General features: G+C 47.5%; 17 protein-coding genes. 9 read left to right on the top strand and 8 right to left on the bottom strand.

Annotation, left to right across the window (positions count from 1 at the left end; all coding sequences use genetic code 11):
- Nucleotides 1-113 precede the first annotated feature (113 nt).
- Nucleotides 114-731 (bottom strand): 23S rRNA (uridine(2552)-2'-O)-methyltransferase RlmE, encoded by a 618-nt coding sequence (gene rlmE, locus EQU24_RS09500; RefSeq protein ID WP_017839723.1) that lies wholly within the window; start codon nucleotides 729-731, stop codon nucleotides 114-116.
- Nucleotides 732-782: 51 nt separating this feature from the next.
- On the opposite strand from rlmE, the gene EQU24_RS09495 reads away from it, so the two are divergent.
- On the top strand, nucleotides 783-1,049 hold the full coding sequence (locus EQU24_RS09495; protein WP_017839724.1) for a YhbY family RNA-binding protein: 267 nt from the start codon (nucleotides 783-785) through the stop codon (nucleotides 1,047-1,049).
- Between the two features lie 47 nt (nucleotides 1,050-1,096).
- Here EQU24_RS09495 and greA read toward each other — a convergent pair whose 3' ends face one another.
- From greA to carA, 3 genes are all read right to left on the bottom strand, one after another.
- The gene (gene greA, locus EQU24_RS09490; RefSeq protein ID WP_017839725.1) at nucleotides 1,097-1,573 is read right to left on the bottom strand and encodes a transcription elongation factor GreA; all 477 of its coding nucleotides are present in this window, start codon (nucleotides 1,571-1,573) and stop codon (nucleotides 1,097-1,099) included.
- Nucleotides 1,574-1,749: 176 nt separating this feature from the next.
- Nucleotides 1,750-4,977, bottom strand: a complete 3,228-nt coding sequence (gene carB, locus EQU24_RS09485; protein WP_017839726.1) for a carbamoyl-phosphate synthase large subunit — start codon at nucleotides 4,975-4,977, stop codon at nucleotides 1,750-1,752.
- A 29-nt stretch (nucleotides 4,978-5,006) separates the two neighbouring features.
- The gene (carA, locus tag EQU24_RS09480) at nucleotides 5,007-6,140 is read right to left on the bottom strand and encodes a glutamine-hydrolyzing carbamoyl-phosphate synthase small subunit (RefSeq protein WP_017839727.1); all 1,134 of its coding nucleotides are present in this window, start codon (nucleotides 6,138-6,140) and stop codon (nucleotides 5,007-5,009) included.
- A gap of 371 nt (nucleotides 6,141-6,511) precedes the next feature.
- Here carA and EQU24_RS09475 point away from each other — a divergent pair, with 371 nt between their 5' ends.
- Nucleotides 6,512-9,586: a transglycosylase domain-containing protein gene (locus EQU24_RS09475; protein ID WP_017839728.1), complete on the top strand. Its 3,075-nt coding sequence runs from the start codon at nucleotides 6,512-6,514 to the stop codon at nucleotides 9,584-9,586.
- 388 nt (nucleotides 9,587-9,974) lie between these two features.
- On the opposite strand, the gene EQU24_RS09465 is transcribed toward EQU24_RS09475, so the two are convergent.
- Nucleotides 9,975-10,553: an NADPH-dependent FMN reductase gene (locus EQU24_RS09465; RefSeq protein ID WP_017839729.1), complete on the bottom strand. Its 579-nt coding sequence runs from the start codon at nucleotides 10,551-10,553 to the stop codon at nucleotides 9,975-9,977.
- Between the two features lie 47 nt (nucleotides 10,554-10,600).
- A complete protein-coding gene (locus EQU24_RS09460) occupies nucleotides 10,601-11,371 on the bottom strand; it encodes an MlaA family lipoprotein (protein WP_040575505.1) in 771 nt (256 codons plus the stop codon).
- Nucleotides 11,372-11,509: 138 nt separating this feature from the next.
- Here EQU24_RS09460 and rnt point away from each other — a divergent pair, with 138 nt between their 5' ends.
- Nucleotides 11,510-12,172: a ribonuclease T gene (rnt, locus tag EQU24_RS09455; protein WP_017839731.1), complete on the top strand. Its 663-nt coding sequence runs from the start codon at nucleotides 11,510-11,512 to the stop codon at nucleotides 12,170-12,172.
- A 73-nt stretch (nucleotides 12,173-12,245) separates the two neighbouring features.
- Here rnt and grxD read toward each other — a convergent pair whose 3' ends face one another.
- Nucleotides 12,246-12,569 (bottom strand): Grx4 family monothiol glutaredoxin, encoded by a 324-nt coding sequence (gene grxD / locus EQU24_RS09450; protein ID WP_017839732.1) that lies wholly within the window; start codon nucleotides 12,567-12,569, stop codon nucleotides 12,246-12,248.
- A gap of 173 nt (nucleotides 12,570-12,742) precedes the next feature.
- Between grxD and EQU24_RS09445 the strand changes: the two genes are divergently transcribed.
- The 6 genes from EQU24_RS09445 (at nucleotide 12,743) to cpdA (ending at nucleotide 19,672) form a co-directional block, all read left to right on the top strand.
- Entirely contained in the window at nucleotides 12,743-13,936 is a 1,194-nt protein-coding gene (locus EQU24_RS09445; protein ID WP_017839733.1) for an acetylornithine transaminase, read from the top strand.
- Nucleotides 13,926-14,828 carry an ornithine carbamoyltransferase gene (gene argF, locus EQU24_RS09440; protein WP_017839734.1) on the top strand — a complete coding sequence of 301 codons (903 nt, stop codon included), beginning with the start codon at nucleotides 13,926-13,928 and terminating at the stop codon, nucleotides 14,826-14,828. Before EQU24_RS09445 ends, argF begins: the two co-directional genes overlap by 11 nt.
- Nucleotides 14,829-14,881: 53 nt before the next feature.
- Nucleotides 14,882-15,538, top strand: coding sequence for a TIGR04211 family SH3 domain-containing protein (locus EQU24_RS09435; protein ID WP_026130061.1), 657 nt, complete (start codon nucleotides 14,882-14,884; stop codon nucleotides 15,536-15,538).
- Nucleotides 15,539-15,795: 257 nt separating this feature from the next.
- Nucleotides 15,796-17,493, top strand: a complete 1,698-nt coding sequence (ilvD, locus tag EQU24_RS09430) for a dihydroxy-acid dehydratase (RefSeq protein ID WP_017839736.1) — start codon at nucleotides 15,796-15,798, stop codon at nucleotides 17,491-17,493.
- 30 nt (nucleotides 17,494-17,523) lie between these two features.
- Nucleotides 17,524-18,861, top strand: a complete 1,338-nt coding sequence (gene argA / locus EQU24_RS09425; protein ID WP_017839737.1) for an amino-acid N-acetyltransferase — start codon at nucleotides 17,524-17,526, stop codon at nucleotides 18,859-18,861.
- A gap of 10 nt (nucleotides 18,862-18,871) precedes the next feature.
- Nucleotides 18,872-19,672 (top strand): 3',5'-cyclic-AMP phosphodiesterase, encoded by an 801-nt coding sequence (gene cpdA, locus EQU24_RS09420; protein WP_017839738.1) that lies wholly within the window; start codon nucleotides 18,872-18,874, stop codon nucleotides 19,670-19,672.
- Between the two features lie 144 nt (nucleotides 19,673-19,816).
- On the opposite strand, the gene EQU24_RS09415 is transcribed toward cpdA, so the two are convergent.
- The gene (locus EQU24_RS09415) at nucleotides 19,817-20,353 is read right to left on the bottom strand and encodes an RNA pyrophosphohydrolase (protein WP_017839739.1); all 537 of its coding nucleotides are present in this window, start codon (nucleotides 20,351-20,353) and stop codon (nucleotides 19,817-19,819) included.
- Nucleotides 20,354-20,478: the final 125 nt, after the last annotated feature.

Here is a 20,478-nt window from a genome sequence, read left to right as displayed (position 1 = left end):
ACCTTATCAGGCCCTCGGTTTAAAAACATTGCAATTGTATCAGGAATCTGCACTCCTGATCGTTGTTATTGATTTTCGCCACTCTCATTCATTAACATGGTGACTCAATCAGCTTATTTAAACCCTTTCCCTAAAATATATACTTCATTGCTTCTTGGTCTGGAGGCTTTCGGCTTTCTGATCGTAACCGATGAAAAACTTTGCCGGGCATCTTTAAGAAAACTTTCGTATCCTTCCCCCTGAAAAACCTTGACTAAAAATGAACCGCCGCGATTTAAAATCGAGCGCGCAGTATCAAGCGCAAGTTCGCATAAATACATGGAATTAGGCTGATCAACACCTTTATTGCCGGTCATATTCGGTGCCATATCCGACATAACCAAGTCGACAGTCGCTCCGGCCAACAGGCTTTGCAACCGTTCCAACACTGCCAGTTCCCGAAAGTCTCCTTGAATAAAATCGACATTTTCCAATGGATCCATCGGCAATATATCCAGAGCTATAATTTTATTTTTTTTTCCGATAATGCGTCTGGCATATTGAGACCAGCCGCCCGGTGCCGCGCCTAAATCGACGACATTCATTCCCGGTTTTATGATGCCGTCTTTTTCTTGTATTTCAATTAACTTGAATACTGCACGAGATCGCCATCCTTGCGCTTGAGCCATTTTGACGTATTCATCGTGAAAATGTTCCTGTAACCAGCGACTACTGCTTTTGCTTCGTGCCATATCGGAAATCGTGTAAAATTCGCGTTTTATTTATAGCTAAGGAAACACAGAGTGACCCCTGCCGAAAGAAAACAACTCAAAGCCCAAGCCCACAGCCTGAAACCGGTTGTCATAATAGGCCATTCAGGCTTAACGCAAGGCGTTTTGGCTGAAATGGATATTGCGCTCAATAGTCATGAACTCATTAAAGTAAAAATACGCGCCGAACGCGACGATCGAAAAAAGCTACAACAGGAAATTTGCACACAAACCGGAGCCGATTTCGTTCAAAGCATAGGCCAGATTCTTGTTATTCATCGATTAAATCCGGAGAAATAAGCGTATGAGCGGGCAACGCACAAACCGCCCGCCGTTTCACACGATCGTTAAATATACTGAATCGAAAGGATTTCGTATTCTATATCGCCGCCTGGCGCTTTGACGATGACCACATCCTCTGCTTCTTTACCTATCAAGGCCCGTGCTATCGGAGAGCCGACGGAGATACGACCGGCTTTGATATCGGCTTCGTCTTCGCCTACGATTTGATAAGTAACGGTATCACCGCTTTCAAGCTCTTCGATTTCAACGGTTGCACCGAATACGACTTTACCGTTGGCATCTAATTTAGTGACATCGATAATTTGAGCATTGGACAACTTGCCTTCGATCTCGGCGATGCGCCCCTCGGCAAAACTCTGCTGTTCGCGCGCTGCATGATATTCGGCATTTTCCTTCAAATCTCCGTGCTCCCTCGCTTCAGCAATGGCCTTGATAATTCTGGGACGCACCACGGATTTCAGTTCGTCTAATTCCTCTCGTAATTTTTTGGCTCCGGTGACTGTTAGAGGTACTTTATTCATGGATACAACTCCTTTAATTTATTTTAGTTCCCGAGCAAAAATAATTTGCCTGGTAAAAAATTCGGAATGAGTCGGCATATGACTTGTTGCAATAAGCCAATGTGACGCTTAAAAAAATTGTCAGCTCACGATGGAAACTGACAGAGATCTTTCAGCTTGTTGAGAGACACGAGTGATTAATCGGCATCGATTAAGCTTTTGTGAAGTTCTTGCAAGCTAGTCACGGTTCCCGCCGCCAATTCTCCCAATGCATAACACGCGGCACGCGCACCAGCCATCGTAGTGTAATAAGTTACACGATGCTGCAGTGCTTCTCTTCGCATCGTGAATGAGTCGTGAATAGCTTTCTTGCCATCAGTGGTGTTGACGACCAATTGAATTTGGTCGTTTTTGATCATATCCACGGTATTTGGCCTACCTTCGTTGACTTTGAAGACTTCATCGCAAGGGATACCGGCTTCTTTCAAGACTCTAGCCGTACCTCGAGTCGCGACGATTTGATAGTCTTTCGCAACCAGCATTTTAGCCAATTCAGGCAGTTTAGCTTTATCCGCATCACGAATACTAATCAATACTTTCCCGCTTTGACTTAAATCTACACCGGCGGCACGTTGCGATTTGGCGAATGCTTCGCCAAAAGTTTTTCCAACACCCATCACCTCACCGGTCGACTTCATTTCCGGTCCTAATAAGGGATCGACACCAGGGAATTTAACGAAAGGAAACACCGCTTCTTTGACCGAATAATACGAAGGTATACGCTCTTCTGTAATACCCTGCTCAACTAAAGATTTACCAACCATGCAACGAGCAGCGATTTTGGCCAACGGATAACCCGTTGCTTTGGATACGAACGGCGCCGTTCTTGATGCCCGAGGATTGACTTCAAGTACATATATATCATCGCCTTGAATTGCAAACTGGGTATTCATCAATCCCCTCACACCAAGCGCTTCCGCCATTTTAGCGACTTGTTCGCGCAACTGATCTTGAATAACCGCCGGCAAATCGTATGGCGGTATCGAGCAAGCCGAATCGCCCGAATGAACGCCCGCCTGTTCGATATGCTCCATCAATCCGCCAATCAACACTCGTTCGCCATCGTAAATCGCATCGACATCCATTTCAACCGCATCATCGAGAAACCGGTCCAGCAAGACCGGCGAATCGTTCGAAACACTAACAGCCTCTTTCATGTAGCGCTGCAAACCTTCTTCATTGACAACGATTTCCATTGCCCGGCCACCTAGCACATAAGAAGGTCTAACTACTAAAGGATAGCCGAGCTCCTTTGCCGAAATAATCGCCTGCTCGACCGAACGCGCCGTTGCATTGGGCGGTTGTTTCAAACCCAATCTTTCCAACAATTTTTGAAAGCGTTCTCTGTCCTCGGCCAAATCGATCGAATCGGGAGACGTACCGATAATCGGAGCCCCGGCGGCCTCGAGCGCGCGCGCCAATTTCAGCGGAGTCTGTCCGCCGTACTGAACGATCACGCCCTTCGGTTGTTCGAGGTGAATGATTTCCAAGACATCTTCCAAGGTCAACGACTCGAAATACAAGCGATCGGAGGTGTCGAAATCGGTCGAAACGGTTTCCGGGTTGCAGTTAATCATGATCGTTTCATAACCGTCTTCGCGCAAGGCCAATGCGGCATGCACGCAGCAATAATCGAACTCGATGCCCTGCCCGATTCGATTCGGACCGCCGCCCAAAATAATGATTTTATCCTTGTCGCTGACTCTCGCCTCGCACTCTTCATCGTAACTCGAATATAAATAAGCGGTATCGGATGAAAATTCGGCCGCGCACGAATCTATGCGTTTATAAACCGGACGGATATTATTTTTATGTCGAGCATTTCTAATTTCCGACTCGCTGGTATCGAGTAATTTTGCCAGCCTGGCATCGGAAAACCCTTTACGCTTCAAACGATAGAGCTCTCCCTCTTCCAAAGTCGCCAAGGTTTTGGTTGACAGCGATTTTTCGGAAATCAGCAAGTCTTCGATTTGCGCTAGAAACCAGGGGTCGATTTTGCAAATATCATGTATTTCTTCAAGCGACATACCGCTGCGAAACGCATCGGCGACATACCATAGACGCTCCGCACCCGGGTGACGCATTTCTCTAAGCAGAATTTCCTTCGCATCCTCGGCGTTTAAATCGACAATCTCATCAAGACCGGTCTTGTCGACTTCAAGCCCACGCAAGGCCTTTTGCAACGATTCCTGAAACGAGCGTCCGATCGCCATGACTTCGCCGACCGATTTCATTTGTGTCGTCAGTCGATCGTCGGCTTGCGGGAATTTTTCGAAGGTAAACCGAGGCACTTTGGTCACGACATAATCGATCGTGGGCTCAAACGAGGCAGGCGTAGCACCGCCGGTGATTTCGTTTTGCAGCTCGTCCAATGTATAACCGACCGCGAGTTTCGCAGCAACCTTCGCAATCGGAAAACCGGTGGCTTTCGATGCCAAGGCGGACGACCGCGAAACGCGCGGATTCATCTCGATAATGACCATCCGTCCGTTTTCCGGATTGATAGCAACCTGTACGTTCGACCCACCAGTATCGACGCCGATTTCTCGCAAGACGGCCAAGGAAACGTTGCGCAATATTTGATATTCCTTGTCGGTCAAGGTTTGCGCCGGGGCGACAGTAATCGAGTCTCCTGTATGAACGCCCATCGGGTCGAAGTTTTCGATCGAACAGACAATAATGCAATTGTCTTTCGAATCGCGCACGACTTCCATTTCGAATTCTTTCCAGCCCAGCACGGACTCTTCAATCAGCAATTCATTGGTCGGCGACAAATACAATCCGCGCTCGCAAATTTCAATGAATTCCTCTTTGTTGTAGGCAATTCCGCCTCCGCTACCGCCCATTGTAAAAGACGGACGAATAATTGTCGGATAGCCGACTTCCTGTTGCGCGGCCAGCGCTTCTTCCATCGTGTGTGCCGTTTTGGATTTCGCGACTTCCAAGCCGATCTTACGCATCGCCTGGTTGAACAACTCCCGGTCTTCGGCTTTATTGATCGCTTCTTTGGTCGCACCGATCATTTCCACGCCGTATTTTTCTAAGACGCCGTGCTTGTCGAGCGCTAACGCACAATTCAACGCGGTCTGCCCGCCCATCGTCGGCAATATTGCGTCGGGACGCTCTTTTTCGATGATTTTTTCGACGGTTTGCCAGTCGATCGGTTCGATATAGACCACATCGGCCATATCCGGGTCGGTCATGATCGTCGCCGGATTGGAATTGACCAAAATGACTCGGTAACCTTCCTCGCGCAATGCCTTGCACGCTTGCGTGCCGGAATAATCGAATTCGCAAGCTTGTCCGATAACAATAGGGCCTGCGCCCAATAATAAAATCGATTTTATGTCGCTTCTTTTTGGCATTTTTTAACTAATTCTATGTCGGTGGCGGTTTAGTGCGTTTTGGCTTGGTTCATCATGTCGACGAAACGGTCGAATAAGCTTTCGACATCCTGCGGTCCCGGGCTCGCCTCAGGATGCCCTTGAAAGCCGAAAGCCGGACAATCGGTTCGCTCTATGCCTTGCAGACTGCCATCGAAAAGCGAACGAAAAGTCGCTTTTAAATGAATCGGCAAACTCGCTTCGTTGACCGCAAAACCATGGTTTTGACTACTGATCATAACCCGCCCGGTCGCAAGATCTTGAACGGGGTGATTCGCTCCATGATGCCCGAATTTCATTTTCTCGGTTTTTGCGCCGCTGGCTAAGGCCAATAATTGATGGCCGAGACAAATACCGAAAACAGGCACCTTGGTATCGAGAATCTTTTTTATCGCTTCGATCGCATAATCGCATGGCTCCGGATCGCCGGGGCCGTTTGATAAAAACACGCCGTCCGGATTCATTGCCAATACTTTCTCAGCAGGTGTCTGTGCAGGAACTACGGTTACTCTGCAGCCTCGATTGGCAAGCAACCTCAGGATATTGCGCTTAATTCCGAAATCAAAAGCGACGACATGCTTGGTCAAATTGGTCGCCGACTGATACCCCTTGTCGAGATCCCAAACATCTTCCGTCCATTCATATGACTTATCGACAGTCACTATCTTGGCTAAATCCATGCCTTTAAGGCCGGGAAAAGCGGCTATCGCTTTTTTGGCAATTTCGACATCAGCGTTATCGCCAGCAATAACGGCACCGCGCTGAGCACCCTTATCGCGTAACAAGCGGGTCAGTTTGCGCGTATCGATTTCGGCAATCGCGACCACATTACGGTCGATCAAATATTCCTGCAAGGTTTTCTCACATCGCCAATTACTAGCCTGCAACGGTAAATTCCGAATAACCAAGCCGCTGGCACGAACGCTCGAAGACTCATCGTCTTCAGCATTGGTCCCGACATTGCCGATATGCGGATATGTCAATGTTACGATTTGACGCGCGTAAGATGGATCACTCAAAATTTCCTGATATCCAGTCAAGGAAGTATTAAAAACGACTTCTCCAACGGAACAACCGTCCACTCCGATGGATACGCCATTAAAAACCGATCCATCCTCCAATACCAGTAATGCGGGTTTACTCAAAATCTGCTACCTCAAATGTGCAAAACGGGAGGAGCCGCACAAGGCCCATCCCGTTACAGAAAGACAAAACTGTGCTAATTCTACGAAATTATCGCTATTTGGTCATTAACAATTTTTACTTACTGCAAAGCTATCGCTATACTCTCCGATCAAAATACCATTCGACCGTTCGGATTATTTTAGTAACTCCGGTTATTGCAACTGAACTTTCAATTAAAAAATGCCTCTTTGCATTAATTTATAATTAAGTGCGTGATGGATAAAGGGTTTACTATCAGTTATTGACGATCATCTCACTTAAAAATGTCGACCTATCCAACACTTGGACGCCCCAATTCAACAAAATCTGACTGACAAGGTAACCAGAGAAGATGCGAAATGTTAAACTGAAAATTCGCCGGTTATTGGTATTGAGTTTTTGGACCGGCGCGGCATGGTTAAGCTATTCCTTTGTCATCTTAGTCAAGGAAGAAATAGAAACCTCACGCTATCAAGCCCGCTATCTTTCCGAGATTACCGAACAATTAAGCTTCAAGCTCGAACCCGGCGCCAGTTCGTCGATCCGCTTTCCTGCTGACGGCCCTTACGATCGGCGACTCGGGTACACATCGTTACCCGACATGATCTCCCGTCTGGAAAACAATGATTTCAAGATATCGGCGCAGGCAAGCTCCTCCGATATGATGTTGCAATTGAACCAATACGGCCTCAACCCCATATACCAAGAAAAAACCCAAGCAGGTCTTCGAATTATTGATTACAAAGACCGCGAATTATTCAGCACTCACTATCCGACTTACGGATATGCTCATTTCGATGAGATTCCTCCGATTATTCTCAACACTTTGTTGTTTATTGAAAATAGGGAATTACTCAATGATAAATTCCCCACGGTCAATCCGGCTGTTGAATGGAGTCGACTAGGATTCGCCGGCATTCAATTTATTGCTAAGCAATTCGGCTCAAACATCAACGTACCGGGCGGAAGCACCCTGGCGACTCAGTTGGAAAAATATCGCCATTCACCGGACGGCTATACCCGCTCGATAAAAGATAAACTGCAACAAATGGTCAGCGCTTCGTTACGCGCTTATTTATTGGGACCCGATACCCGAGAAATGAGAAAACAAATCGCGCTTTCTTATCTAAACTCAATGCCGCTGGCTGCGACGCCTAAATTAGGTGAGATTCATGGTTTGGGCGATGGATTATCGGCCTGGTACGGCGCGAACTTTGAAGAAATCAATCGCCTACTCGCTTCAAGCGCCTTCGAGCCCGAACAAGCAATCAGCCCCGAGCAAGGCAAAGCCTACCGGCAAGTGCTTAGCTTGCTTCTATCGCAACGCAGACCATCGCATCTACTTGGTTCTAAGACCGGTTTCAACGCCTTACAAAATCTTACTGACAGCTATCTAAGAGTCATGGCCGAACAAGGTCTAATTTCCAAATCATTACGCGATGCCGCATTACAAGCATCCGTCACCCGCCCGCCAAGCGAAAATTCAGAACCGGCCAAATTCATGGCCGAAAAAAAGACCCAAGCCGTTCTCCGAACACGATTAGCTAAAGCGCTAGGTGTTCATTCGATTTACGAATTAGACCGAATTGACTTGACCGCAAAATCGTCAATCGATTTTGATACTCAGCAAGCGGTCGGCCAAGCGCTTAGACGCTTGAGCGAAATAGAAGGCGCCCGAGCAGCGGGCGCCATCGGTTTCAGATTGCTAAATGAGGCCAACGATCCCTCGCCTATTATTTACAGCTTGATGCTGTTCGAGAGAAGCCCGAAAGGCAACCTGTTGCGCGTACAAACCGATAATTATGATCAACCGCTGGACATCAATGAAGGCATCAAGATCGACCTAGGCTCTACGGCTAAACTCAGAACGATGGTTCATTATCTTGAACTAGTGACCAACGTTTACGAACTTTACAAAAACACACCCGTTTCCGATTTGAACAAAATCGAACTGCATTCTCGCGATTACATTTCCGCCTGGGTAATCCATCAACTTCGCGCCAACCCTAATATACAATTGGAAGATTTATTAAACCGGGCCCTCGACAGGCGTTTCTCGGCAAGCCCGGGAGAAAGTTTTTATACCGGGGGCGGTATCCATCGTTTTAGCAATTTCAGCCGGATAGACAACGAAAAAATCTTATCGGTTCGCGATGCCCTGCGCGACTCTGTCAATTTAGTCTTCATACGACTCATGCGCGAAGTCGTCTATCATCATCTATACAAACCGGGAGGCGTCGCACGATGGCTGGAAATTCCGGACGACCCTCGCCGTCAGGAATATCTCCAACGCTTTGCGGACCGCGAAGGACGTATATATTTGCGCCGGTTCTACGCAAAATATCAAGATAAGTCGCCAGAAGAAGCGCTAGCCATGCTGACAAAACGCGTTTACGCCAAAGCATCCCGATTTTCTATGCTCTACCAATCGATTCATCCCGAGGCGAGTATCGATGCGCTGGAACAGTTTCTGAAAAAAAACTTACCTGCTTCCGCACTTGGCAATGAAAAAATCGAAAAACTGCACGAAAAATATTCTCCCGCCAATTTCGACTTACAGGATCAAGGTTACATCACCAAAATTCATCCGCTCGAACTTTGGTTGGTGAGTTATTTAGCCCAACACCCTAACGCAACAAGAGAAGAAATCCTAGAAGCCAGCACGGAGCAACGCCAGGAAGTTTATCGCTGGTTATTTAAGAGTCGCCGTGCCAGTGCTCAACAACGGCGAATTATGACATTGTTGGAAATCGAAGCGTTTACTTCAATTCATCGTGCCTGGCAAAAAACGGGCTACCCTTTCAGTTATTTGACGCCTTCCTATGCCAGCGCAATAGGTGCATCGGGAGACCGTCCGGCGTCATTGGCAGAGCTAATGGGTATTCTACAAAACGACGGAATCAGGCAACCTTTAGTTCGTTTTGAAAACCTTCATTTCGCAAAAGACACACCCTATGAAACCATCATGATTCGACAACCGGCTCATGGCCAGCGCGTCTTTGCGCCCGAAATTGCCAAAGTAACCCGCGATGCGTTGATTGGCGTCGTCGAAGGAGGAACGGCAACACGCTTAAGAGGGGTCTACAAAGACACCGATGTCAAACCGATCGCAATAGGCGGAAAAACAGGTACCGGCGATCATCGGCGTCAGATATGGGGAGAACGAGGACGGTTGATCGAGTCGAAATTCATCAGCCGCGCCGCAACGTTTGCATTTTTCCTTGGCGATCGATTCTTTGGCGTCATTACCGCTTATGTCAAAGGACCCGACGCGGAAAACTACCGATTCACCAGTTCGCTACCGGTGCAAATTGTCAAATCGCTGGAGCCGACATTATCTCCATTACTAAATCGAGAAACTGAGATGGATGACGTTCGGCCAATTTCCGAAGTGACGATAGCTGGGGCAATCCAAAATAAATCCTAGGATTTCGTGACAAATAACACCCCTATTTATCATCGTTCCCATGCTTTGCGTCAATGCCATTAAGTTAAGAGTAACCCGTCATTTCGCCATGGACTGAGGCAGCAATTCCCAGTTTGAGCATTTTCGCCGATCTTAGGGTGTGGGGTATGCCTGTCGAGGAACGCCGTAAACCCATCCATGGGGGCTTGGCGGCAGCTCGAACGCCAAGGATGGCGTGAATGCAGATTTTGCATGGAGCAAAAATCTGCCCTGCTGCCGACATCCTCGCCAAGCACACCCCACACCCTTTTTGATCCCCAAATTGGGAATTGCTGGGACTGAGGAAGCTAGTCCATGGATGGCAAGCTTTTAAGGTACATTAGAGCCCGGCGGTCAAGAATTACATTCGCTATCCCGTAGATTTTAATTTTTCCAGTGTCCGAGCTAAGTCAACGCCTAAATCGATGACGGCTTCTTGTTGAACGGAATCGACCAATGAACCGTCATCGTTAAATGCTTTTGCAGCATTGGCTATCGCTTGTTGACCGGATTGAACGGTTACACCGATGTTGGACAACAACAACCTTAAAAACACCAAGCCCCTCAAACCACCCAAGGCCCCAGGCGAAGCGGACATAATTGTCGCTAATTTTCCGCGATATGCAAGCAGAGGCAACTCATCACCCTCCCGGCGTGACGCCCAGTCTATTGCATTCTTTAATAATGGACTAAATGCACTATTATATTCAGGCGATGCGATTAAAAAACCGTCGTGTACGATTAGAAGCGACTTGAAATCGCGAGCCGCCGCCGGCATTCCCTCTTTTTTTTCGAGATCCTCATTGAAAATAGGCATTTCAAAATCAGCTAAATTAATCAAAGTAACTTCCGCACCCGCACGCCGAGCTCCACCTGCAGCAATCTCAACTATTTTCTGATTATAGGAATCTTTTCTAGCGCTGCCGGAAAAGGCAAGAATTTTGACCATGGCCTCTTTTCTCCAAGTCGCTTCAGTTAAATCTCATCCGGTTCGGTTTATTCGCCGTTGAAATTGTTAAAATCAACATCGAGATCCCAATCGTTTTCGGGCACATTCCCGTCCAAAATCAGATATTCCCGTTGTTGTATATAGGCATTTTTAAAGAATTCGTATCGATCCACAGCGGCTTCTGTCGCAATTCTCATTGTGCTTAAATTATCGGCGCGAGTATCGACCGTATTCAATACAAATAGACCGCCCCCAATAGCACCATAGGTCCCTGATACAATACCGCCATCGATATAACTAATCGGATTCATCGCGGCATCGCCGACAAGGCCGAAAACGCCTCTGACAGAACTCGGGCCAAAAAGCGGCAATACCAAATAAGGACCTGACGGCACGCCCCAAACCGCTAAAGTTTGATCGAAATCCTCATTATGCTTCGGCAAATCGATTTCTGTCGCGATATCAAACAAACCGCCGATACCCGCCACCGTATTCACAAGAAAACGAGCGCCATCCGATCCGGTCTGAGCCAATTTAAATTGCAACAAATCGTTAATGGTAACGCCTATATCATTGATATTACTGAAAAAGTTTGTAACCCCCTGATCAACAAAAGTCGGAGTAATCCATTGATAACCTTTGGCAAGAGGCTTCATGGCATACTCGTCCAAGTTATCGTTAAAGACTTGAATATTCCGGTTAAAGCCTTCCCACGGATCACTCTCATCTATCCTAGATGCGGGCGCCGACGCGCATCCGACCACAGAACTCAGCAATACCGGCATCGCCAAACGGATCACCATTGGTTTTAAATTCATATACAGCCTCGCAATACCTAAATTTTTATTATTCGGTGTTTTTCGCGTAACATACCACAATATCCCTGCCCTTTCGAGCATTGGCAATAAACTTGCCGCTACTCCTTTTTTCAAATTTTTCTCAATTTTTATGTATCGATGGAAAAAACCATAACCCCTCTAGGAAGTCGCTTCCGAGGCTACCTTCCTGTAATTGTCGACATTGAAACCGGGGGCTTCAACCCCAAAAAGAATCCGTTACTGGAAATTGCGGCGGTTATCGTGGAATTAAATAGTCACGGTAACCTTGAAATTACCGAGCGTCACGCCTGTCATATCATTCCTTTTCAAAACTCCGAATTAGACGAGTCTGCTCTAAAATTCAACAAAATCGACCCCTATCACCCTTTTCGTATGGCTATTCAAGAAAAAGATGCATTGGACAAACTATTCAAGCCAATCAAAAAGGCTGTAAAAAGAAATGACTGCACCCGAGCGATACTGGTTGGCCACAACCCGGCTTTCGATATTGGTTTTTTAAATGCCGCTATCCAAAGAACCCAAATCAAACGGAGTCCATTTCACCCTTTCAGCACTTTTGATACCGCAACGTTAGGGGGGCTAGCCTATCAACAAACAGTACTGGCAAAAATTGCCGCAGCAGCAGGATTAAATTGGGACAGCGACCAAGCACATTCGGCGTTATACGATGCCGAACAAACGGCTAAGCTGTTCTGTAAAATCGTTAATCGCTGGAAGCAACTGGAATCGTTAGAATCTGACACCATGACAAAATCAGGCTCAGACATAGCTGAAAGCTAGAGGAAGCGGCCAATAACTTAACCGTTACGAAAAGCCTAAACAAGCACCGACCATCCATGGCCGGTAAAAAAACTTAAGCACTAATGGCTTCAGCATCTTGCAACAGCTTGACTAACTCACCCGTGTTATATAAATCGAGAATGATATCGCAACCGCCAACTAATTGACCTTTGATATAGAGCTGAGGGTAAGTCGGCCAATTGGAATATTCCTTCAATGCCTCTCTGAGCTCAGGGTCCTCGAAAATATTGACAAACGTGAAATCGGCCTTGCAGGCGCGCAATACTTGCACCGAGCGCCCGGAAAACCCGCACTGTGGAAAATCGGGAGTACCTTTCATGTAAAGTACTACCGGATTGTTTTCAATCTGATCTTTAATTCTGCTTATTACATCCATAAAAATTACCCGTTAATGATAAAAACCTAGTAATACTATCAAGATTAGACCGGATAAAAAAGCTTCTTTTTATAGCATTACTCTTGATTAGCCTGATTATCAAACATATAATCATCGGTTTTCTTCTAGGCGGCTTTTAGCCGCCTTTTTGCATTTTAGGTAAGGTGTAATCAATGACCGGCCACATTATGCCAACTTACGGACGCTTGACCATTTCCTTGGATAGAGGCGAAGGCGTTTGGCTTTGGGATCAACAAGGCAATCGTTATCTGGACGCTATCTCCGGCATTGCGGTATGCAATCTGGGCCATGCCCATCCTTCCATACATAAAGCCATCTGTGAGCAAAGCGCGAAATTGGTTCACACATCCAATTTATACCGAATCGATTTACAAGAACAACTCGCCGATAGGTTAATGACCCTAAGCGGCATGGATAATGCCTTTTTCTGTAACTCGGGTGCCGAAGCCAATGAAGCGTCTATTAAAATAGCACGCCGATTCGGTCATCAAAAAGGCATTGAACGTCCTGCCATCATCGTAATGGAAAAAAGCTTTCACGGCAGAACTTTGGCGACACTTAGCGCGACCGGTAATACCAAGATCCAGCAAGGTTTCGCGCCACTGGTTGAGGGCTTCATTCGAGTACCATATAACGACATTACCGCGATTGAAAACGCCTTACAACAGCACAGCAATATTGCTGCCATTCTTATCGAGCCGATTCAAGGCGAAGGCGGTGTTAATATCCCCGCACCGGATTATCTCAATAACATCCGCTCACTATGCGACCGGCACGATGTTTTGATGATGCTGGATGAAATCCAGACCGGCATTGGCCGTACCGGCAAGTTTTTAGCTTACCAGCATAACGGCATACTTCCCGATGTTTGCTCACTTGCCAAGGCGCTCGCTAATGGCGTTCCAATCGGCGCCTGCTTAGCGAGAGGAAAAGCCGCGCAAATTTTGACGCCGGGCACTCACGGTTCAACTTTCGGCGGCAATCCGTTAGCTTGTAGTGCAGCCCTAGCCGTATTAAACGAATTAAATGACGGTCATTTGATCGAACAAGCCGAGATCAAAGGACGAATGATCGCGTCCAAACTACATGAGCGCTTGGTCGACAAAAATAAGATCGTAGAAATTCGTCACAAAGGTTTAATGATCGGCGTCGAATTATCGGTACCTTGCGGCGAGCTCGTCAGCGACGCCTTATCAAAAGGACTATTGATCAACGTAACTAACGAAAAAACCATAAGGTTATTACCGCCGTTGATTATCGACGAGCAACAAATCGAAAGACTGGTGGAAACACTAACCGCCGTCATCCAAGAATTCACGGAAAAACATCAAGCCAATGAACCCTAGACACTTTATTAGCCTAAACGATCTAACTTCGACCGAATTTCGAACCTTAATCGATCGGGCAATCGAGCTAAAGAAATATCGTGATCCGAATTATCAGCCGTTGAAGGGTAAGGTTCTTGCCATGATTTTTGAAAAATCATCGACGCGAACCCGTATTTCATTTGAAACCGGCATGATTCATTTGGGCGGTTCGGCTTTATTTTTATCGCCGCGGGACACGCAACTCGGCCGTGGCGAACCTTTGCAAGATAGCGCGAAAGTCATCTCAAGCATGGTCGACGGCATCATGTTGAGAACGTTCAAACATGAAACGGTCACCACGATCGCAAAATACTCCAGCGTACCGGTCATCAACGGCCTTACAGATCTTCTGCACCCTTGCCAGTTACTTGCCGATATGCAAACTTATTTCGAATATCGCGGCGATATAGAAGGCAAAACCGTTACTTGGATCGGAGACGGCAACAATATGTGTCACTCCTATATAAACGCTGCAAAGTTATTGAACTTTAAATTACATATTGCCTGCCCGCAGGGCTATGAACCGAACCCGGCAATAGTGGAAGCCGGACAGTCGCACATCAAGTTTTTTAATAGCCCAGAAGAAGCGGCAAAAGCTTCGGACTTGATTGTCACCGACGTATGGGCCAGCATGGGCCACGAAGAAGAGCAAAAACAACGCGAAATAGCTTTCAAGGATTATCAAGTCAGCGAACGAGTCATGAACGCGGCAAACCAGGACGCGCTTTTCATGCATTGCCTACCCGCGCATCGAAACGAGGAAGTCGCCGCTGAAGTCATCGACGGTCCTCAAAGCGTCGTCTTCCCCGAAGCGGAAAATCGCCTGCACGCACAAAAGGCTTTGCTGGAATTATTAATGAGTGACAAGTAAAATTCGACCTATTCCTATACAATAATGCAACCATGTCTGCATCAAGGATACTTGTGAAAATATTAGTATACGCTTTAATTCTCTCTGCAATAGTTATCAATACTGCCCAAGCTAAAACCGTGTATGTTACCGACGACTTGGAATTAACACTCAGAGTCGCCGAAAACGAACGCAGTAAAATTTTGCGAATGCTTCGCTCCGGCACTCCATTGACACTGATCGAAGATCGCGGCAATGGCTATTCTTACGTCAAAACAAGTAACGGTGTCGAAGGTTTTTTTCTAACCCGTTTTTTAAAAACCACGCCGCCTAACAGTCATCTACTTGAACAAGCAAATAAAAAAATCGACCAACTACAAAATGAAAATGTAGGACTAAAATCCGAGTTAACTTCATTGCAAGAGACCTTTAAATCTAGCGAGACATTAATGGCCGAGCGCAACCAATTGATGATGGAACTGGCCGAAATCAAACAAATTTCGTCAAGTGCTATCGACATTAAAAACCAGCGTGATCAATTTCAAGAGCGCGTGGTTTCAGCCGAACGCGAGTTACAGCAAATTAAGCGCGAAAATCAAGCCTTACGCGATAGCGCCCATCAAGACTGGTTTCTCTATGGCGGAATACTCGCATTAGGCGGTGTTTTACTCGGTTTTTTATTACCGAAACTGAGTTTGGGAAGACGAACCAGCAGTTGGGATACGTTTTAAGAAACAGGCATTAAATAACTTCAACATCTGTTGGCAGGGGCCCGGCGGCTCGATTGATAGATGTTCGCGGTAGGGAGGCGCCGTAAAGCCTACTCCTTGTAGAGGTTATTTGTGCATATTCCTAACCGAACCCTCGACAAAGCTCATAACTCCCGGAAGTTATCGCGAAATCCTAAGTTATTTTACTCATTCCTAAGGAACCGCTTCAGCTTGATACCCCAATCCACTATTAACAATTGAACACATCAGGAATTCAGATGGCAAATTCAGGTGATAAATCCACAAGACGCTTTTCATCACAAGTCGTTGACGGCATGGAGCGCGCGCCTAGCCGCGCAATGTTGCATGCAGTCGGCTTCAAAAATGAAGACTTCAAAAAACCGCAAATCGGCGTCGCTTCAACTTGGAGCATGGTAACTCCCTGTAACATGCATATTAATCGGCTCGCCGACGATGCAGCACGGGGCGTCGATAAATCAGGCGGAAAAGCGGTTATTTTCAATACCATCACGATTTCTGACGGTATTTCGATGGGTACCGAAGGCATGAAATACTCGCTGGTTTCCCGTGAAGTCATTGCCGACTCGATTGAAACCGTAGTCGGCTGCCAAGGCTTCGACGGCGTTGTTGCGATCGGCGGCTGCGATAAAAACATGCCCGGATGCATGATCGCATTATCGCGCCTGAACCGCCCAGCTATCTTCGTTTACGGCGGTACGATTCTGCCGGGATGCCATAATGATAAAAAGCTCGATGTCGTCTCGGTTTTCGAAGCGGTCGGCGCTCGCGCGAACAATAAAATCGATGACGAAGAACTCGCTCAAATCGAAGCAAAAGCGATACCCGGCGCGGGTTCCTGCGGGGGCATGTACACAGCGAATACGATGGCTTCGGCGATCGAAGCGCTGGGCATGAGCTTACCGAACAGTTCGGCGCAAGCCGCAGTTTCCGAAGACAAACGCCTGGACTGCGAACGCGCCGGCGCGGCCGTGCTCGAATTGCTCGCTAAAGACATCAAACCGCGCGACATCATGACCAAAGAAGCCTTCGAAAATGCGATCACGATCGTTATCGCACTCGGCGGCTCGACCAATTCGGTGTTACATTTGATTGCGATGGCCAATGCAACCGGTGTCGATGTCACGCTCGACGATTTCACCCGCATCGGCAAAAACGTTCCAATGCTGGCAGACCTGAAGCCGAGCGGAAAATATCAAATGGCCGAGCTGATTGAAATCGGCGGCATTCAGCCATTGATGAAAGCCCTATTGGACCGCGGTTTACTGCACGGTGATTGCTTGACTGTCACCGGCAAAACGCTGGCCGAGAACCTTGCCGACGTACAACCGTATCCTGAAGGTCAGGACATGATCCATTCCTTCGACAATCCGATTAAAAAAGACAGTCACCTGGTCGTTTTATACGGCAATCTGGCTCCGGAAGGCGCGGTCGCAAAAATCACCGGCAAGGAAGGTTTATTGTTTACCGGCAAAGCAAAAGTATTCGATGCCGAAGAGCAGGCATTGCAAAGCATTTTGAACGGCAACATCGTCAAAGGCGACGTTATCGTGATTCGTTACGAAGGACCGAAAGGCGGCCCCGGTATGCGCGAAATGTTGTCGCCTACTTCAGCCGTCATGGGCAAAGGCTTGGGCAAAGACGTCGCATTGATCACCGACGGCCGCTTTTCAGGCGGAACGCACGGCTTCGTGGTCGGACATATTACCCCTGAGGCCTTCACCGGCGGCCCGCTAGCCATCGTGCAGGACGGCGATTCCATTACGATAGACGCGGAAAACAACGTATTGACGCTGCATATCAACGAGCACGAAATGAACCGTCGCATGGAAAAATGGCAACAACCGGCTCCAAAATACACACGAGGCGTATTGGCGAAATTTGCCAAATTGACCAGTTCGGCTTCAAAAGGTGCCGTAACCGACAATTTAGATTGATCGAGGAAAACCGACCGAGTCAGCTTTTTTGTGACAAATTCGAATTTACCGGCCCCGTCTCTGAACCGCGCTTTCGTCAACTGGTTCAGAGACTCCTCGCCTTATATACATGCCCATCGTAACCGCACCTTCGTCGTATCTTTCGGTGGCGAAGCCCTACTCGATCCCGGCTTTGCGCATCATGTGCATGATTTCGCGCTGCTCAACAGCCTGGGGATACGGCTAGTTCTGGTACATGGCATTCGCCCTCAAATCGATACCTGCCTACGCAAACAAAACATCTCCCCCCGTTTTCATAAGAACCTCCGAGTCACTGACGATTTGGCTCTGCAATGCGTAAAAGAAGCTGCAGGCCTCGTCCGAGTAGAAATCGAAGCTCTCTTATCGATGGGACTGGCCAACTCGCCTATGGCCGGCGCCAAAATTCGCGTCGTTTCGGGTAATTTCGTCATTGCCAAACCGATCGGCGTCATCGACGGCATCGATTACGGCCATACCGGAGAAGTCCGCAGAATCGATAGCCAAGCCATACACCAACAATTGGACATGAATTCCGTTGTATTAGTCTCTCCGGTCGGCTATTCTCCGAGCGGCGAGGCATTCAATTTATCGGCCGAAAAAGTGGCCACCGAAATTGCGATCGCCTTAAAAGCGGAAAAACTGTTATTACTCACCGAACAAAGCATCAATCATCCTGAAACCGGCGACAAAATTCAGCAAATGACGACCGCCGAAACCAAACAATTTCTTGATCGCTTTCGGGATATAGAACAAACAATCAGCCTGCCTTTGCTGGCCGCGCTCCATGGCTGCCAATCCGGCGTTGAACGAGTGCATCTTGTCAATCGCCATCAAGACGGCGGCCTGCTTCTGGAATTATTCAGCCGAGACGGCACGGGCACATTAATTAGCTCAACACCTTACGAAGAATTGCGTCAAGCGACACTAAACGACATCGGCGGCATCCTGGAACTCATCATACCGTTGGAAGAACAAGGCATCCTCGTTAAGCGCTCACGGGAAAAATTGGAAATGGAGATCGGCGACTATATTATTATCGAACGGGACGGTCTGATTATCGGCTGCACCGCACTGCACTCGATCGAAAACGAACACGCCGGCATGATTGCCTGTCTGGCCGTACATCCCGATTACCGAGGTGCGGCTAGAGCCGGTAGACTACTGGAGGACTTGCAAAACAAAGCGAAAAAACTAGGCATGCGGAAACTTTTTGCACTCACGACACAAACCAGTCATTGGTTCTTAGAGCGCGGATTCGCGCCAACCGCAGTCGAAACGCTGCCTGAACATCTAAAATCGGTCTACAATCCGCAGCGTAACTCTAAAATATTGTGCAAATCCATCTGAATTAATACCCATGAGCACTCAAGGCGCGTTATCGCTATTACAATTAACCGACCTACACATTCTTCCGAGCCCCGGCGAAAAAATGCTAGGAGTCGACACCGAATTTTATTTCGAGGCCGTATTGCAACATGCGCGGAAAACGAACACTCATTATGATTTGGTATTGGTTACCGGCGATTTAACTCAGGACCCCTGTCCTGAAGCTTATCAAAGAATTTTTGGTCGACTACAAGCATTATCGGTCGATACGCTATGCCTTCCGGGCAATCACGACGATTATGCTTTAATGCAGCAATGGCTAAACCAAGACAACATCAGCTGTAAGAAACATATCGAATTCAAGCATTGGCAAGTGCTTTGCCTGAATAGCCAGATACCGGGAAAAGCCGAGGGAAGCCTTAGTGAAAACGAATTGAGGTTTATTGAAGACGCGTTAGAAAAAAAACCGAATCTTTTTACGTTGATTGCGGTTCATCACCACTGCGTACCGACCCGAAGTAGCTGGATGGACACGATGATCATCAAAAACAGCGACGAGTTTTTAGAGATTGCAGGCCGTTATCCACAAATAAGGGGCCTCACGACCGGGCATATTCATCAAGAAATGGATATTCACTTGGGCTCGCTAAGAATATTGGGTACGCCATCGACTTGCTTCCAATTCAAACCGCTATGCTCGCGATTTACGTTAGACGAGCTGATGCCGGGCTATCGAACCATTGAGTTACATTCGGACGGCCGGATCACCACCCAAGTTCACCGCCTGCCGGGCATCTTGCAAGAAATCGATCGGAACTGCACGGAATATTAAGAAACTGTTTAAAAGTTACTACCCGGTTTTATCCGTCAGTATCAGGTAATGCTGGAACAAGTGTGCGCGGAACGGACGCCGCGCCCAAGCCTATAGGGATATATTCACGGCCTCTTCCGGAAGCTGTGCCTGATACTTACTAAATTACCGAACTTTCTGTTGCTGCCATTTCTTAGCTAAAAAACCGTCCGCCTTGACCGGCACAGAATCGGCCAACAAAATCTCGCCTAACTCGGACATGGCTCTGCGATACACCTTTCGCTTGAAATACACGACGTCTTTGAGCGGTTCCCAATAATCGACCCAACGCCAACCGTCGAATTCAGGTTTGGCCCCGCAATCGAATCGTACTTCCGAATCTTGTGTCAGCAAACGAAGAATAAACCAAATTTGTTTTTGCCCTATGCATAACGGCCACGAGTTTTTGCGCATGTAACGTTCCGGCAATTGATAGCGTAACCAATATCGAGTTCTGCCCAATAACTGAACGTGTTCGGAACGCAACCCCGTCTCCTCCCACAACTCCCGATACATCGCCTGTTCCGGGTCCTCGCCTTCATTGATGCCTCCTTGCGGAAACTGCCATGAATTGGCGCCCGTACGCTTAGCCCAAAACACGCGACCCTCGTCATTGCAAAGGATGATGCCGACATTGGGCCGGTATCCTTTTGAGTCAATCATGTTAAAACCTGTCAATATAAGCCTGATGACCAAGACTCCTAAACTGAGACGATAAAACGCACAAATTACTACCTGACCCGATTTTCGCCCTTGATAGGTTGAGGACAAAATAATCGGATGCGAGA

Origin of the sequence: Methylotuvimicrobium buryatense, assembly GCF_005931095.1 — a bacterium.
GTDB lineage: Bacteria > Pseudomonadota > Gammaproteobacteria > Methylococcales > Methylomonadaceae > Methylotuvimicrobium > Methylotuvimicrobium buryatense.
The sequence above is the reverse complement of the archived record's forward strand: the minus strand, read 5'-3'. Positions and strand labels throughout refer to the sequence as shown.

Coding starts and splice junctions, on each gene's coding strand:
- rlmE (WP_017839723.1), bottom strand. CDS start 731: ATGGCACGAAGCAAAAGCAGTAGTCGCTGGTTACAGGAACATTTTCAC.
- greA (WP_017839725.1), bottom strand. CDS start 1,573: ATGAATAAAGTACCTCTAACAGTCACCGGAGCCAAAAAATTACGAGAG.
- carB (WP_017839726.1), bottom strand. CDS start 4,977: ATGCCAAAAAGAAGCGACATAAAATCGATTTTATTATTGGGCGCAGGC.
- EQU24_RS09475 (WP_017839728.1), top strand. CDS start 6,512: ATGCGAAATGTTAAACTGAAAATTCGCCGGTTATTGGTATTGAGTTTT.
- EQU24_RS09465 (WP_017839729.1), bottom strand. CDS start 10,553: ATGGTCAAAATTCTTGCCTTTTCCGGCAGCGCTAGAAAAGATTCCTAT.
- EQU24_RS09460 (WP_040575505.1), bottom strand. CDS start 11,371: ATGAATTTAAAACCAATGGTGATCCGTTTGGCGATGCCGGTATTGCTG.
- rnt (WP_017839731.1), top strand. CDS start 11,510: ATGGAAAAAACCATAACCCCTCTAGGAAGTCGCTTCCGAGGCTACCTT.
- grxD (WP_017839732.1), bottom strand. CDS start 12,569: ATGGATGTAATAAGCAGAATTAAAGATCAGATTGAAAACAATCCGGTA.
- EQU24_RS09445 (WP_017839733.1), top strand. CDS start 12,743: ATGACCGGCCACATTATGCCAACTTACGGACGCTTGACCATTTCCTTG.
- argF (WP_017839734.1), top strand. CDS start 13,926: ATGAACCCTAGACACTTTATTAGCCTAAACGATCTAACTTCGACCGAA.
- ilvD (WP_017839736.1), top strand. CDS start 15,796: ATGGCAAATTCAGGTGATAAATCCACAAGACGCTTTTCATCACAAGTC.
- cpdA (WP_017839738.1), top strand. CDS start 18,872: ATGAGCACTCAAGGCGCGTTATCGCTATTACAATTAACCGACCTACAC.
- EQU24_RS09415 (WP_017839739.1), bottom strand. CDS start 20,353: ATGATTGACTCAAAAGGATACCGGCCCAATGTCGGCATCATCCTTTGC.